Origin of the sequence: Aequorivita sp. H23M31 (assembly GCF_004022485.1) — a bacterium.
In the GTDB taxonomy this organism is placed as follows: Bacteria; Bacteroidota; Bacteroidia; order Flavobacteriales; family Flavobacteriaceae; genus Aequorivita; species Aequorivita ciconiae.
In genome coordinates this window covers 3434444-3449808 of the sequence record NZ_CP034951.1, presented here as the reverse complement: position 1 = coordinate 3449808, position 15365 = coordinate 3434444, and the positions used below count along the sequence as shown (strand labels likewise).

The 15365-nt window shown below is 37.6% G+C and carries 14 protein-coding genes; 2 read left to right on the top strand and 12 right to left on the bottom strand.

The window, feature by feature from the left end; all coding sequences use genetic code 11:
* Window positions 1–2: 2 nt before the first annotated feature.
* The 7 genes from gap to EI546_RS15090 form a co-directional block, all read right to left on the bottom strand.
* A complete protein-coding gene (gap, locus tag EI546_RS15120) occupies window positions 3–998 on the bottom strand; it encodes a type I glyceraldehyde-3-phosphate dehydrogenase (RefSeq protein WP_128251330.1) in 996 nt (331 codons plus the stop codon).
* Window positions 999–1085: 87 nt separating this feature from the next.
* Complete coding sequence (gene pfkA, locus EI546_RS15115) at window positions 1086–2069, bottom strand: 6-phosphofructokinase (RefSeq protein ID WP_128251329.1); 984 nt, start codon at window positions 2067–2069, stop codon at window positions 1086–1088.
* 261 nt (window positions 2070–2330) lie between these two features.
* Window positions 2331–3638 (bottom strand): tRNA lysidine(34) synthetase TilS, encoded by a 1308-nt coding sequence (tilS, locus tag EI546_RS15110; RefSeq protein WP_128251328.1) that lies wholly within the window; start codon window positions 3636–3638, stop codon window positions 2331–2333.
* Between the two features lie 11 nt (window positions 3639–3649).
* Window positions 3650–4354, bottom strand: a complete 705-nt coding sequence (locus EI546_RS15105) for a DUF3307 domain-containing protein (RefSeq protein ID WP_128251327.1) — start codon at window positions 4352–4354, stop codon at window positions 3650–3652.
* Window positions 4351–5046: a fumarate hydratase gene (locus EI546_RS15100; protein WP_128251326.1), complete on the bottom strand. Its 696-nt coding sequence runs from the start codon at window positions 5044–5046 to the stop codon at window positions 4351–4353. The genes EI546_RS15105 and EI546_RS15100 overlap by 4 nt, the downstream gene beginning before the upstream one ends.
* 113 nt (window positions 5047–5159) lie before the next feature.
* Complete coding sequence (locus tag EI546_RS15095; RefSeq protein ID WP_128251325.1) at window positions 5160–6455, bottom strand: anthranilate synthase component I family protein; 1296 nt, start codon at window positions 6453–6455, stop codon at window positions 5160–5162.
* Window positions 6456–6541: 86 nt separating this feature from the next.
* Window positions 6542–9988, bottom strand: coding sequence for a M36 family metallopeptidase (locus EI546_RS15090; protein WP_128251324.1), 3447 nt, complete (start codon window positions 9986–9988; stop codon window positions 6542–6544).
* 203 nt (window positions 9989–10191) lie between these two features.
* Here EI546_RS15090 and EI546_RS15085 point away from each other — a divergent pair, with 203 nt between their 5' ends.
* On the top strand, window positions 10192–10764 hold the full coding sequence (locus EI546_RS15085; protein ID WP_128251323.1) for an anti-sigma factor: 573 nt from the start codon (window positions 10192–10194) through the stop codon (window positions 10762–10764).
* 142 nt (window positions 10765–10906) lie between these two features.
* Here EI546_RS15085 and EI546_RS15080 read toward each other — a convergent pair whose 3' ends face one another.
* Both EI546_RS15080 and EI546_RS15075 read right to left on the bottom strand, forming a co-directional pair.
* On the bottom strand, window positions 10907–11548 hold the full coding sequence (locus EI546_RS15080; RefSeq protein WP_164905253.1) for a DUF4331 family protein: 642 nt from the start codon (window positions 11546–11548) through the stop codon (window positions 10907–10909).
* 14 nt (window positions 11549–11562) lie between these two features.
* Window positions 11563–12255, bottom strand: a complete 693-nt coding sequence (locus EI546_RS15075) for a DUF4331 family protein (protein WP_128251321.1) — start codon at window positions 12253–12255, stop codon at window positions 11563–11565.
* Between the two features lie 45 nt (window positions 12256–12300).
* On the opposite strand from EI546_RS15075, the gene EI546_RS15070 reads away from it, so the two are divergent.
* Entirely contained in the window at window positions 12301–13593 is a 1293-nt protein-coding gene (locus tag EI546_RS15070; protein ID WP_128251320.1) for an LETM1-related biofilm-associated protein, read from the top strand.
* A 105-nt stretch (window positions 13594–13698) separates the two neighbouring features.
* On the opposite strand, the gene EI546_RS15065 is transcribed toward EI546_RS15070, so the two are convergent.
* From EI546_RS15065 to EI546_RS15055, 3 genes are all read right to left on the bottom strand, one after another.
* Complete coding sequence (locus EI546_RS15065) at window positions 13699–14454, bottom strand: LytR/AlgR family response regulator transcription factor (RefSeq protein ID WP_128251641.1); 756 nt, start codon at window positions 14452–14454, stop codon at window positions 13699–13701.
* Between the two features lie 272 nt (window positions 14455–14726).
* Complete coding sequence (locus tag EI546_RS15060; RefSeq protein WP_128251319.1) at window positions 14727–15050, bottom strand: 2TM domain-containing protein; 324 nt, start codon at window positions 15048–15050, stop codon at window positions 14727–14729.
* An 11-nt stretch (window positions 15051–15061) separates the two neighbouring features.
* Window positions 15062–15364 carry a 2TM domain-containing protein gene (locus tag EI546_RS15055; RefSeq protein WP_128251318.1) on the bottom strand — a complete coding sequence of 101 codons (303 nt, stop codon included), beginning with the start codon at window positions 15362–15364 and terminating at the stop codon, window positions 15062–15064.
* Window position 15365: the final 1 nt, after the last annotated feature.

Below are 15365 nucleotides of genomic sequence, written 5' to 3'. Positions count from 1 at the left end.
CTTTATAATTTTGAGAAGTAAGCAGCCAATTCTACCATCTTGGAGGAATAACCATATTCATTATCATACCAGCCTACCAGTTTAAAGAAATTATCGTTCAGGGCCATTCCCGAGTTTGCATCAAAGGTGCAAAGATATGGATCGGTAACAAAATCCTGAGAAACCACAGGGTCTTCGGTATAGTTTATCAATCCTTTAAATTCATTTTCTGAAGCCTTTTTGAAAAGGGCTTTTATCTCCTCATAGGTCGTTGACTTTTCCGTGCGAATGGTAAGATCTACCACCGAAACATCCACGGTAGGAACACGAAATGCCATTCCGGTGAGTTTTCCCTTAAGTTCTGGAATTACTTTCGTAACAGCAACAGCAGCACCCGTGCTGGTTGGAATTATGTTATTCAGCGCACTCCTTCCCATTCGATAATTCTTTTTGGAAGGCTCATCTACTGTGGACTGAGAGGCAGTAACAGCGTGAATTGTGGTCATCAAGCCCTCGACAATACCATATTCGTCGTTCATAATCTTGGCCATTGGCGCGAGACAATTTGTGGTACACGAAGAAGCCGAAATAATTGTATCATCAGCTTTCATTTCTTTATGGTTCACACCCATAACGAACATTGGAGCGGTTTTGGAAGGTGCAGATAAGACTACTTTTTTTGCCCCCGCTTTTAAATGGGCCGATGCCGAATCTTTTTCTTTGAAAACACCGGTACATTCAATAATCATACTCGCGTCAATCCCATCCCATTTTAATAATGAGGGATCTTTTTCAGAAGTAACTCTTATCTTTTTTCCGTCCACAACTAAATGTCCATCTTTCACTTCTATTGTACCCGGATATCTTCCATGAACAGAATCATATTTTAATAAATAGGCAAGATGGTCTAATTCCAATAAATCGTTAACCGCAACCACTTCCATATCTTTTCGTTGTGCTATAATTCTAAAAACCAAGCGACCGATTCGGCCAAATCCATTTATTCCTACTTTAATCATATTATCAAAATTGTTTTTTAAAAATCAGTTATCTGTTATTTGAAAAGGGCATAGGCCTCCAAAATTGCTTTTAGAACTCTAAATAAATTATATTGAAATTATATCTGCCACCCGTATTAATTCCTCATCTATTGTTCGGAAATCCAGGGTTATATCTGAGAATGGCACGGACTTCACTTTATTGTGGACTATTCCCATCATTACGCTGTTTTCGCCTCGCAGAAGAGAATCAACTGCGCCAACACCCAAACGACTGGCAAGAACTCTATCGTAGCAACTTGGCACTCCACCCCGCTGAATATGTCCGAGGACGGTAACTCTTACTTCGTATTCTGGCAGGTTGGTTTCTATATAACTGGCGAGTTCGAAAATGTTTTTTCCGAGTTGTCCTCTTTCTGAAACGACCACGATGCTGGAAGATTTTCCCGATTTTTTACTTCGGTCTAGAGACTCCAATAATCGTTCCAACCCCATGTTTTGTTCGGGAATCAAAATTTCTTCGGCTCCCGCTCCGATTCCAGCATTTAAAGCAATATCACCTGCATCCCGGCCCATAACCTCTACTAAAAACAGACGATTATGGGAATTTGCAGTGTCTCGAATTTTGTCCACGGCATCGACCACGGTATTTAACGCCGTGTCGTAACCAATGGTATAATCTGTTCCGTTAATATCATTATCAATTGTTGCGGGAATGCCCACAATGGGAAATCCAAATTCACTGGCAAAAATTGAAGCTCCTACAAAACTGCCATCCCCACCGATAACAACCAATGCATCTATATTATCTTGTTTGAGCATTTCCCAAGCTTGCTGACGGCCCTCGGGAGTAATAAATTCCTTTGAACGGGCCGATTTCAGAAAAGTTCCCCCTCGATTTATCAGGTTTTTTACAGACCTCGCATCAAGTTCTTTGAAGTCGCCCTCAATAAGTCCGGCAAAACCTCGGTAAACGCCAACACACTGAATCTCATTATACACGCACGCACGAACTACTGCACGTATTGCGGCGTTCATTCCCGGAGCATCTCCTCCACTGGTAAGCACCGCGATTTTTTGAATTTCCTTCATTATCCAAAATTACTACAAAAATTTTCCTTCTGAAATGATTTCCATCAACTTAAAATAAGTGGAAACACGTATAGATCGAATCATAATCATTCCTATATTTGTACCATAGAATTAGTGGATTGATGCATTAAAGACTATTTTTTGTGGGGATGAAAAATTTTCTTGATGCACTATAAAGTTTACTAAGTTAGGTTTGTTAAGGAATCCTGGTCAATTTGACTGGGATTCTTTTTTTATGATAAAAAAATGGAATACAGAAGGTCAGGATGACAAATGGGTTATCTTCAGAATATCCTGAGTATTATCATCCACTTTAAAGCGATCATCCATACGGTGGCCGATAACCCAAACGATTTTTTCATCACTCAATAATAACCAAATTCTATCCTTTTCAAAAAGAGAAATTTTTTCATCTTTAAAGAATTTGCTCAATTTCTTTTTCCCCTTTAAACCAAAAGGTTGGAAAGAATCTCCTTCTCTCCATCGCCGAATTGTAAGAGGAAAATTTAATTTCTCAGCGGAAACATAAATCAGGTTTTTTTCGGTTTCTCCGACGTATTCAATAGGCTCAATTTTCAATTTTATAGGAAAATCCACTCCTTCTTTTGGTACGAAAAAGTCATCAACGGCGTTGTCCGAATCAATTACGGACAACAGTAGTTCATCCCGATTCTTTAAAAGTTTATGGGTTTTTGAAAACACCTGTTTTCCGGTTTGCGCATCCATCAAGGAAAAAACATCTTCCCATTCTGCAAAACCAAACCCTTGGAGCAGTTCATATAGTAAGGCTTCTACATTGGGAAGGTCTTTAAGTTTTTGAATATCGATTCTATAAAAACCATCATTTTCGGAAACGACCAGGTTATAAATGAGAGACATATAATCCTCAATGAGAAGTTTTGAAGACTGAAGGTTCCTTTGGGTTTTTTTGAAATTTTTTAGAACCGAATCATTGATTTCCTTGAAAAAAGGCAATACCTCCAATCGCAATTTATTTCTAAGGTAATCGGGTTTTTGGTTGCTACTATCATCACGCCATTTTAATCCGTTTTTTTGGGCATAAGACTCAATTTCATCCCGGGTAAATGAGAGCAACGGTCTAATAGTTTTTCCATTTTTTGGGGGAATCCCAGTGAGTCCATTTATTCCAGTTCCTCGTGAAAGATTTATAAAAAAGGTTTCCAGATCATCATCTAGATGATGGGCTGTAAGTAGATAATCGTAATTAAAATTTTGAAGTATTTCTTGGAACCAATCATAACGTAATGTGCGGGCAGCCATTTGGGTAGAAATTCCATTTTTTTTAGCAAAAGCTTTGGTATCAAAGGTTTCTGCAAAAATGGGAATTTCCATATTTTTTGCCATTCCGATAACAAACATTTCATCACCATCACTCTCCTTTCCTCTAAGTGAAAAATTACAATGTGCTAATGCCATTTCAAAATCTAGAGATTTTATCAAATGCCCCAAAACCACGCTATCGATACCACCGCTACAGGCAATAAGCAGTTTCTTGCCTGATAAAAAATTAAAATTCTCGGTAATATTTTCTTTAAATTTCAGAAACAATTGAGTAGGATTTAGGATAGGTTAATTATAATTCCCGCGATAACCGCTATTCCAAAACTAAGCATAGTTCCAATTAGCACATATTCGGTTTTCAGGGTTTCATCAGGTCTATAGCGCAATATAGATTTAGCGGCAATAAGAAAACCTACTGCCGAATATTGCGAAACAATAATAAAAGTTAGGGTCAATATTCGTTCCAATACGCCAATTACCTTTCCTGCATTCGGCATTTCGTTATCGCTGCTCACTTGTATTTCGGTTGCCTTAAATACTTCTTTGATAAAAATATTGGCAGGTTTTAAGCAGACGAGATAAGCTGTTATTATCAATAAGTAAGTGAGATTTAACGATACTTCTATTGATGGTTCAATCCCGTACCATTTTTTGAATAAGAGAACTACGATTACCATAATTACCAAGTGCCCTGCTTGATCGATAAAGTAGGCATATCGGCCAAAAAGTTTACTATTATTAAGATGATGCTTAAAACCATCCATCAAAAAATGGGTTATAGCGATAATGGCTGCTCCCAAAACAAAACTTAATTGTAAGGAAAATAACCACGATAATATAAAACAAGTGAGTGCGTGCCAATACAGAAAAGGACTTTTAAATCCAATTGCATTTTTCTGTTTGGCGAGTTTATCGGTTTGAAAAAAGTAATCCAAACACAGATGGGCGATAAACTGAAGCAGCAAAAATTCACTTACACTCATACCGAATCTTTTGAGATTACCATTTTAAAATAATGTACAGCCTCCTCTATGGCATTCCAGCCAACACTTGTGGAATGTTGATTTACGGCAGATTGTCCAATGCCCAACTGTTGGGCTATTTCCTCTTCTTGATTGTCCATCAATTTAAAGTACAATACCTCACATTGTCGGGCAGTTGCTTTACTTATTAAAACATCCAAAAGTGCAAGTAAAGGTTTAAAATTTCTATTTAAATTTTCATTTTCTGAGGCAAAAAATAAAGTGTTTTTAATTACAATACGTTCCTTATTATGGGTTGTCTCGCCACTTATCGCACGACCCGAGAAGTAAATGGCCTCTCCATCTATTATTCCCTCTTCGGGATTATAACGGCTTAATTTGCCATAACCAATTGCCAATCTAATGCCGTGGATCTTAAATTGCCTTATTCGATTATCGGTCTTTTTATAACTCTCGGCATCAATGGAAATTGACTTAACAAAGCTTTTTATAGCTAGGGCCACTTGTAATCCTTGGGAAGCATTGGGTACAACACATTCTAGATAATCGCCTTTTAAGACACGACCATAAACATTGAACTTCTGTCTTAAATTTTCCAGAAGGAGCTTCAATTTTTCCTCTACCAATTTACGATCCTCATTGTTTAAACTAGTTGAGGAAACAATATCTCCGGAAACCACAGAATAGTTCATTTTTATCAAATTTATTCAAATATACACATCTATTAGGTATTATACTAATAAATATATTATATAAGCTAAAACACTAATAAAAGTCTCATATAAGTATAAACCCTAATATCGAATTAAAAAGGGCTATCCAATGCTTGATACATAGCCCTGGCTTTTAACATACATTCTTCGTATTCCTTTTCGGGAATAGAGTTTATAGTTATTGCACCACCAACTGAGAAACTGACATATTTTTTGAAGGAATTATATAAAATACTTCGTATAACAACGTTGAAGTCAAAATTGCCATTTGGCGTGAGATAACCGATTGCACCACTATAAAGTCCTCTTTTGGCGTCTTCAACATCCTCAATAATATTCATAGCTGAGATTTTAGGAGCACCAGTCATACTGCCCATTGGGAAGGTATTTTTTAAAATGTCTATACTGGAAATATCTGGTGAAACTTGGCAAGATATGGTTGAAATTAACTGATGGACCTGTTCAAAACTATAAACCCCACAAAGTTCCTCCACTTTTACGCTTCCCTTCTCCGCAAATCGAGATAGATCATTTCGAACTAAATCGACAATCATAATATTCTCGCTGCGTTCTTTTGGATCATTCTTTAATTCTTCGGCCAATCTTAAATCCTCTTCTACATTTTTGGATCGTCTTGCCGTACCTTTAATAGGCTGGGAAAAAACCCGAGTTCCATTTCTCTGAATGTATCGTTCGGGAGAAGCACAAAGAGCAAACAATTCATTGAACTTTAAAAATGCAGAAAATGGAGGCTTGGAAATTTCATTTAGATGAATATAGACAGATAATGGATCGAGTATCGAATTTTCCGCATAAAACTCCTGACACAGATTTACTTCATAAATATTACCTTTTTTGATATGCTCAAGAACAGCATTTACTTTTTGAACATATTGTTCTTTTGAAGTACGGTTTTGTATTTCTAGGCCCTTATTTTCAACCTTTTCCGAATGTACCGCTTCACCAATCATTTTCCAATCGGATTCCATTTCCTCGGCAACCATATTCAAATATTGAATTTCAACATAATCTTTATAGAATAGAAAGAGCTTTTTAGGTTGAAAAAAATATAAATCTGGAAATCCAAGTCCATCGCTATTGTTGGACCGCAACTGTTCCACATCATTTTTAAGGTCGTAGGCAAGATAACCAAACAACCAGTCGGCAGTTGTGTTCTGATATTCCTTTAGTTTAGCAAAGCCTTGGTAAGCATCAGTTCTTAAGGCTGTAAAAGCGTCCACAGCCAAGATAGCGCGAAAGTTTTTTTCTTTAAGCGAATAGTCATTTCCGTCCAACCATATTATCTCCTCAAATTGTTTCGCCCAATTCAATAATTTCGGCTTTAAGGTTTCTAGATTTTTTAAAGGAAGTTTCTTAACTGTACGCATTTTTTAGATTTCGGATAATGTAAAATTAAAAAACCCGTACCAAATTGCTGATGCGGGTTTTTATGAATTAAAAATTCTTTATATAGTTATTGTCTTACTATATTTTTTACAATACTTGTTGTAGCTGTATTAATCTCAACGAAATACATACCTGATGCAAGAGTCTCCAATGAAATTGTTGTTTCCATCGCCACAGAGGAAATGTCTAAAGTTTTTATGACCCTTCCATTCACATCCAAGATTCTCAGCGTTTGCAATTTAGCCGAAGTTTTATTCTTTAAAATAACCAAACCGGTTGTTGGATTAGGATAAAGAAGAATGTTTTCAGAAAATTCAGCCTCACTGATTCCCATTGCATCATCCACGGTAACTGTAAAAGTACAAAGTGAAGAATTATTTGCGGAGTCTGTAGCGGTCATTGTAATTGTTGTAACTCCTAACCCTACTTGTGAACCTGCAACAGGAGACTGTGACACAACAAAATCAGGACAATTATCTGTTACGGTTGTTGTAGCAGTGAAATCTGGAATAGTATATTGGGCACCCGTGTTTATTGAAACCGAGATATTTGCGGGACAAGTAATTACAGGAGCAAGGCTATCTAACGACACCACAGCAACGCTACGGTCTGCTATACATCCCGGAGGTCCCATATCTATATCCGTGTTGGGGATTCCAAAATCCGCTGTTTCACAAAGTCCCGGCCAATCGGCGGCAGTGTTGGTATCTCCGTGTCTTCTAAAGGATTCTGAACCACAATCGGCGCTTAAAGTCGCACCCATTCCAATCCAATCCAAATTGGCGGCGGTTATATTAAACCCTCCTATTTCCACATTAAATGAAGCTATCTGAGAAGCCGAATAATTCCAAAATACCGAATCAACAACGTTCCCCGATGGGTCTATAATTACAATCCATCCTGGAAACGAGCTATCCCACCAGATAAAACTACCCCAATATCCAGCCCCGCCATTATCATTGTAATCTACGACGGAATCGGCCGCCATGTTTCCAAGTGTTTTGACAATAGAGTTCTTAAAATTAATTCCAAAAAATGGAATACCGCTAATCGCTACTTTATAACCAGTATAATCTGTAGCAATTCCAACATTTTGTATCTCAAATTTATTTGTGTTACCAATTCCAATCTCCGATACCACCAGTTGAGATAATGGACCTGGTGGGGTTTCCAGTGCATAAACATCAGTTGAAGCAGTTGGAGTAAAAGTATAAGAAGTACCTTCTGAAAGGAAATTTCCTCCAGTTGCGGCGTCATACCATCTTATTACATTGGAAGGATCTACAGGAGTGGCTGTAACTGTAACACTTTCTCCCATACAGAAATTCGTTACACCGGTAGTGGAGGGTCCATCAGGAATCGCCAAAACCTCCACGGTATCTATGGCAGAAGAGGCAGCAGAACAAGGTCCTGCCGGCACGTTATATGTAATTGTATGGACACCCACCCCAGCTGCCGTAGGATTGAATGAAAAACTTGAGCCATTGCCATCATCGGTAACGCCAGGACCGCTATAGATCCCACCGTAAGGGGTGCCACCTCTTAATCCAGTCATTATTTCGGCAGAAATACAAACTTCCTCGAAAATTGAAAGTGCGGCCAATTGGGAGGGCGTATCAAAAGCCTGAACTCCATCGCCAACACTCATTGAGGAACCTTGACTGGCACTTGCACCCAAGCCTCGTTTCGCGAAAGCATCCCAAATAATACATTGGTTTGCACCTCCATAAATTGCTTGATCTGCAGCAAGAATGGCATCTCGGCCATCAATAAATCCAGGACTGCATGGTTGTAGTTTCAGACCCTCCGTTACCAAAGCTAATGCTTGGGTATTTCCCTTATCCACATTTACATTTCCGGTAAAGTTATAAGGGTTAGAATCAAAACCATGTGCGTCGATCAATCCCCATGTCATTTCCCATAACATCTGTGCCCAAACGGAACCGACCCCGTGGGGAACGGCCGCAGTTTTAATAAAATCGTACGTTTGTGGATTAACTGACATATCGGTACTATATGGATAATCTCGGATCCCGCCACCATTAATTCCTTGACCAAAAAGGTAAGTACCGACGGCTCTTGGATCTTCGGGTTGGTCTGTAGCCTTCATGGTAAGCAGTGTTCCGAAAAAGTCGCTCCAGCCTTCTCCCATTTGCTCATTATTGTTGAGACATCCAGCAGATCCAGCTCCTCCCGTAAGTCGAACGGAAACTCCGTGCCCGTATTCATGCATAATAACGAGGGCATCAAAATCTCCATCCTTATCGTTGCAGATATACATTTGCATGGTTGGGGCCTCCCCATCGGGTCCCGTTCCAAAATTTGCATTACAGGTTCCCGAGCCATCTTGCGCTTCAGCTTTTACGGAATCGTTTCCTAAACCGCCTCTACCATAATTATTATGTTGAAAATTTCCACTAATCTCATCAAAACCAAATTGATACATTATGTCATGGAAAACATTACATATATAAAAAAGATTGGTAATAGCGGCATCTTCATATTGCGTGCTGGGACTGTAATTCTGACTGAATGGATATCCGGTAAAATCCAAATTCGCCCCTCCATTGGGTTGATAGCCGTAATTATCGCCATCCTCATAGGCGTTCACGTTATTTCCGCGGGTAACCGTGTGCTCCGCACCAACAATTCCATTTGTGTCATGCCAGCCATAGGGAGATGCCAAGGTATTGGCAGGTTGGCTTTCAATGGTACGGATGCCATAGTAAGGGCTTTCCAAAGGTAATGCGAAAACTTCATAGCACTCCGTACAATTTGCCGCACCATCATTACTAATATCTTTATAATTTGGTATGTCATATAAATTGGCATTATAATCCAATTCCACAATATCATCACTATGATCATGCTCAAAATTGCAACTAGATATCCAGTTGGCCCGATTTACGATAGCTCCTGTGCTGGCATCTATCCTAACGCTCCACCATGCAGTTTCGGTAACAGATTCTATCGAAAGATCCCAGGCCAAAACCAATTGCCCATTATCCGTTTTTGCGTACACCAACTTGGCGGGAATAGGTCTTTTGGAAATTCCTCCATCGCTCAAAAGAGTTTCCGCGGAAGCCCCCCGAGCCTGAGTCAATACTTGAAGCGGTTCGGAAAGTCTATAGTTAAGTCGTGATGCAGCCGCCTGCACTGCTTGAGCAGCCGTTAGCTGTGGGGAAGTATTGCCAGAAATTAGATTTGCAGTATTCTTTATGAATTTATTGTTTTGGGAAACTATTTCTCCATTTTGCGAAATATGAATTCCCGAATCAGTTCCATAAATTTCGAGATCGTTTAAGGATTGAACGAAATACAAATGTTGGATTCCACTTACTCGGCTCACACTTTCGCTAGTGATAAGCCATTGCGTATCTTGATCCTGGAGTCGTCCATTTTCAACTAAATCGTTTAATTGTTTCTGAATGGTTCCCGAAAAGTTCTGGGCGGCCAAAGGAGAGGAAATAATACAAATCCAGGTTAGAAAGGCAAAAAAAGTATTTTTTTTCATTTTTAAGATTTTAAGGTGGAATCTGATAAATAGGATTTCATTTCTGTAAATCTATCAAAAATTAGTATTTCCTTATAATTTAATTTCAATTCAATTCTATTCGCTCGATTTGTATCGTCAGAAATGGTCTCCTTTTTTAAAATGGTTTAAAATTTTATCTATTTTTAAAATCAAAATAGAAACCAATCAAGCACTCTAATTAAATGACAAACAATACCTCAACAGTTAATCAAAAACATGGGCCAAACTGGACAGCGATTTTAGGTTGGGCGGTAGCGATTCTTTGTATTGCCGGAATTTTCTGGATGCAAAAACAGAAAAACGAACTAGAAGAAACCATCCAAACCGTCAATACGGAAAATGTAGTATTAAAGAGTGAAAAGAATACGGCCGAATCCCAACTTGCATCCAACAGTGAAATGCTGAACATTTTAAGGTCTAAAGATTTCCAAACTTTTACCCTTATTGGAAACCAAGCGGTGGCACCCCAAGCTTTTTCAAAAATATATTGGAATAAGAAAGAAAAACTTGCTTATGTTGACGTTTTCGGTCTTCCCGCTCCTCCATTGGATAAGGTTTACCAAGTCTGGTCTTTAAAAAAAGATTCCTTTTTACCAACAAATGCAGGGCTTATTCCAGAAGTAGATAAAGCTAAAAGTGAATTATATCAACTTGACAATTTTCCAGAGCCTGAAATCTTATGCATTACCCTTGAAAACAAAGGAGGGAGTAAAAGTCCTAGCATGTCCCAGATTTACGTTATGGATCCAATGTAGGGAAATTCAGAATTATAAATTCAGAATTATGAATTCAGAATTATGAAAGATCCCCTTTTAAAAATTATAGCTCCATCTGATCGATTCCATAGAACAGACCTGATCAAAAAAATAAAATTAAAGCCCCTATGTCCTATTTCCGTTAAAAGGGCGGCGCCAAATAAGGAAATGTATTTAGAAATGGCGCATCATTACTGGGAACACCATCTTGAATCAACAAAGGGTCATCGTTGTTTTTATTGCCATCTGGTCCTCCAAAAATCCATAATAGGTTCGCGTCCATTACATCCTCTCCCAAACCACGACCAGTTAAAATATTGGATCCATCGTAATAACTTGTAGGGCCATTTTCAGCAACCCATAGTACATCTTTAGAAAATATTGCAGCCATTTCTTCTGCATTTAATCCCAAAACATTGGTTGTATACGTAGTGTCCAATACCATTATTCTATTTTCAAACGTTTGCTGAAAAATACCCTGCATTTTATAAGGCACGGTAACATTCAAACTATCACGGAGACCATCAATATTAAACAACATATTTACCGCGGGACGTCCCATTTGGTCGACTTGCCTATACTTTCCGGCAAATTCCGATTCCACCGAACAGGGTTCACACTCACTTCCGCCGCAATCAATACCTGTTTCATCCCCATTTTGGATCCCGTCAGAGCATCTTTCCTGGTATATCGGAACTCCGAATGTATCTTCATCATAGCATTTAACCAAAAGCATTGAAACGCAGATTAATAAAACGAGTTGATAATATTTTATATTTTTCATAAATCCCATAGCAATTATTGAATCTTTCTTTTTGTCTCTACCCACATATTATAAGTTGGCGTGCCAGGTGCAAACGGATTGACGTTAGACACCGGAGTACCAAGCATAGCCTTGGGGACTTCTACAACTATCGATAAAACATTGGTGCCAGCATAAGTGTCGGTTCCCGGATCGGTAAATCCTCCTTTAGCATTTCCAGCCAAATAAGCGTCAAATTGAGTTTGATCAAAAAAGAAAGGATCCTCGCGCGGGCCGGCAAAGAATTTCATTCCATTTTCCTCAGTAATAAAAACATCTTCTTTAGTCGAGATTTTTACCTTGTGCATAATCTCGGTATTAATGGTACTTTCTAGCCCTGTTTCGTTAGTCTGGAAGGGTCCGAAGAAATACATGCTATCCCTTCTTTTTATTGCTTGTATAAGCACGTCTTCCTTTAGATCATTGTTTAGGTCTATGTTGAATTCCATCAAAACATTTTCATCAAATTCAGCTTGCTCTGTAGGCAATCCTGCCGGTATCAATCCCTGAAGGTTTAGGACTAAAACCAATTTATCTGAATCTGGGGCTTGAAATGCATAAAAATCGGCAATGTCTGCTTTGGTTCCCCGAAGAGATGGCGCGTCATTGTGGTCGCCACTTATCAAAACAATGGCCAAAAATATAAGCCCCACAGAACTTATCACGGCAAATAATTTAGATTTAATCATTGTTGGTTTTTATTAATTATTTTTGTTGAAAATATTTGTGCTTAAATGTACGGATATGATTTAAAAAGACATCTATCTAATCATAAACTTAGCTCCATTGCGGTAAAAATAATCATTCTGAAAGATATGAACCCTTCGGCACCTGATTGGATATTGAAATTTTTGGATCTTTTCGACAGAAAGGAGTTGGTGCATCGTTTTGAGAATGATAATGAATTCTATGATGCCCTAAAATCCGCTGGCTTTATTTACGGAATTTCAATTTCATCCTTGCCGGAGAGGAATATTAAGCATCTAAAATTAACTAAAGAGGAGTTAACCAAGGTCAATCTATTCCACGCTTTATTTTATCAATATTCAAAATTAAATCCGAAGGCTGAAGATTTGGATGCTATAAAAAGCATTCTCGCATTCTATCGGGAGGTGGAAAAAGGGAAAATAGGGTTTTTCCATAAATTCTCATTATCACATAGTCCGTCGCATAGTTTGGAAAATATTCTTTCTGCCAGATTACAAGAGGGGAATGCACTATTAAAAAAGAATTCCCTTTCCTTATTGACGTACGCACTTTTATTTTTGGACGTTATGGCTTACAAGCACTGGCTTCATGACCCAAAAAATATTAAAGAGGTATATCAACATTTGGAAGAAAGGGTGCTTAACTATTGCTTTTACTCATTAAAATCGAAACAGAAAAAGTCGAAATACGATAAATTGCTAATAGAACTTTACGAGTCTTCAAATGAGTACGTTACTAGTGGAAATACAGTGCAAGATGGGACTTTATCCAACAGAAATACAAATCTAAACAAGTTTAGTGCTATTGGGAAAAAGTACATTCTCGATATGTGCTGTTTAACTATTTGGGAAGATTTTAAACTGGATGAAACCGAGCACAGGTATTTGCTTCAAATAGTTGACATATTGGAACTTAACAAAAAAGAGTTTGAACGCAGTCTAGGGGAGTTAAGTGACTTTTCCGAAAAATACACCAATAAGATTGTTCTCTTCGATTATACCAGCCCGGTAAAACAATTTTACAAACAGTCCGCCTCAACCGTAAAATTGTTGATAATGCGAAACAAAGATCGCCTTGTTAGAGAATTGGAAGAAAGCGGCGAGTTGATGGTTCTATTGGGCCAATCTACGCTTCGGGATCTTTCCGTAGAGGAGAAATCCAAAGTAAAAGACCAGCTTTTGGATATTTGCAAGACTATTCCGAGTCTTACCATTTTTCTGCTTCCAGGAGGAAGTGTACTCATGCCACTATTGGTGAAGTTTATTCCGAAACTTTTACCCTCAGCCTTTCAGGATAACCGTATTGATACGAAAAAATGAATAAAGGAAAGTGAATAATGTAAAATAAAGAATAAAAAATCACTCACCTTTCAGTAATTTCCTGTCATAAGTCAAAACTCATAACTTTAAAATATCTCTTTCTTTCTATTCCAACCACAACTTAAAATCCCTTACTCGTTCACGGGCTACGATTACTTCATGCTCGCTATAACTGTTCATTTTTAATTGCAACCGCGAATTTGTATACGAGATTATGTCTTTTATGGAATTGATATTGATATAGAATTTTCGGCTAATACGGAAAAAGGTTTCGGGGGAAAGTTCTGTCTCCAATTGTTCTAAAGTTGTTTCCAAAAGATAATTCCGTCCGTCGGTGGTATGGGCATATGTACCCTTATTTTCAGAATAGAAACATTCAATTTCATCCACCGGAATCATTTTAATATGTTGCCCTATTTTAGTGGTAAAACGTTTTTTATACTCTTGTTCTACCGGATTAATAAGCAACTTTTTTATATCCTCAAAATTGAATTGGACATTTTGCGAATTGGGCTTAAAGTTTTTATATTTCTCCACGGCAATTTGAAGCTCCTCGGAATCAATGGGTTTTAGAAGATAATCTATACTATTCAGCTTAAACGCTTGAAGGGCATATTCATCAAAAGCGGTAGTAAAGATAATGGCACTTTTTATTTCGATTGTATCAAATATCTCGAATGACAGTCCATCGCTCAATTGAATATCCAGAAAAATTAAATCTGGATGTGGGTTATTTTGAAACCACTCTACTGCTTCGCCAACGCTATGAAGCATTTGATTTACGTTTACATTCTGTTTTTCGAGCATCCGTTTTAAGTAACGGGCGGAAGGCTTTTCATCTTCGATGATAATGACGGTCATTGGTTTGTTTATTGTTTGTTGTTTATTGTTTATTGCCATTATCTATTTTTATTTTTTATTGTTTATTTTTTGGGTTATACAACTAGCCTTAAAGGGGAGGTTTTACGATTTAAATTTTTTTATAATCTAAAGTTCTAAAGTCTTGGTTCTTGGTTCCAGTTTAAAACACTCCAAAAGGCAGGCTTCCGATTTGCATTTTAAAACATTCATCATTTTTAATTAAACCAAAGTTCAAAAAGTCTCGGTTCAAAAAAGTCAAGATTAGAATATTTTCAATTTTCAAATTCACTCCACCTATCTTCTTCCAAAAATTGCTTCATCTTTCTATCTTCCCAACGTTTTAAGAAGCCACCTCTAAAAGTAATTTCAAAAAGAACATACAATGCATGAAATAAAATACCGATGCCCCAAAAGAAAAGCGTGAAATAGACTTCCCATTTTGAAAAATAAGTTGGTCCCTTACCAAAAGCGTTTGCTAACACAAGAATAATCCCTGTATTGATAATTATAAAAACTGCCAGATGACTATAGAAATGCTTTAAAATTTCAACTTTTTTGTGAGCTCTAAGATATTTTAAACTTTTCTTGGTTTCCATAATACCTCATTTTAAAAATTCCGATTATTCCTTTCTTCTTCTTCCATAAATTTTTTCAACTTACGCTCTTCCCAATCCTTTCCAAAGTAAGAAAACCAATCAAATGCCTTCATTGCCTGGAAAAAGAGTCCGATGCCCCAGCCAAAAGCAGCCCATAAAAACCAAGGATTGCGCAATTCGTTGACATAGTAATTTAGTGTGGCAAGAAAAAATATAAAGATTACATAGAAAGTTAAGCTAGTATAGAATTTCTTAATTTTATCTACGCGGCGCTTCGCCCTTAAATATTTATTTTCATTTTCAAAAGATTCCATA

What these genes read in the sequence shown, in the direction of transcription:
- gap (WP_128251330.1), bottom strand. Translation starts at nt 998, where the DNA reads ATGATTAAAGTAGGAATAAATGGATTTGGCCGAATCGGTCGCTTGGTT.
- pfkA (WP_128251329.1), bottom strand. Translation starts at nt 2,069, where the DNA reads ATGAAGGAAATTCAAAAAATCGCGGTGCTTACCAGTGGAGGAGATGCT.
- EI546_RS15105 (WP_128251327.1), bottom strand. Translation starts at nt 4,354, where the DNA reads ATGAGTGTAAGTGAATTTTTGCTGCTTCAGTTTATCGCCCATCTGTGT.
- EI546_RS15100 (WP_128251326.1), bottom strand. Translation starts at nt 5,046, where the DNA reads ATGAACTATTCTGTGGTTTCCGGAGATATTGTTTCCTCAACTAGTTTA.
- EI546_RS15095 (WP_128251325.1), bottom strand. Translation starts at nt 6,455, where the DNA reads ATGCGTACAGTTAAGAAACTTCCTTTAAAAAATCTAGAAACCTTAAAG.
- EI546_RS15090 (WP_128251324.1), bottom strand. Translation starts at nt 9,988, where the DNA reads ATGAAAAAAAATACTTTTTTTGCCTTTCTAACCTGGATTTGTATTATT.
- EI546_RS15085 (WP_128251323.1), top strand. Translation starts at nt 10,192, where the DNA reads ATGACAAACAATACCTCAACAGTTAATCAAAAACATGGGCCAAACTGG.
- EI546_RS15080 (WP_164905253.1), bottom strand. Translation starts at nt 11,548, where the DNA reads ATGAAAAATATAAAATATTATCAACTCGTTTTATTAATCTGCGTTTCA.
- EI546_RS15075 (WP_128251321.1), bottom strand. Translation starts at nt 12,255, where the DNA reads ATGATTAAATCTAAATTATTTGCCGTGATAAGTTCTGTGGGGCTTATA.
- EI546_RS15070 (WP_128251320.1), top strand. Translation starts at nt 12,301, where the DNA reads ATGTACGGATATGATTTAAAAAGACATCTATCTAATCATAAACTTAGC.
- EI546_RS15065 (WP_128251641.1), bottom strand. Translation starts at nt 14,454, where the DNA reads ATGACCGTCATTATCATCGAAGATGAAAAGCCTTCCGCCCGTTACTTA.
- EI546_RS15060 (WP_128251319.1), bottom strand. Translation starts at nt 15,050, where the DNA reads ATGGAAACCAAGAAAAGTTTAAAATATCTTAGAGCTCACAAAAAAGTT.
- EI546_RS15055 (WP_128251318.1), bottom strand. Translation starts at nt 15,364, where the DNA reads ATGGAATCTTTTGAAAATGAAAATAAATATTTAAGGGCGAAGCGCCGC.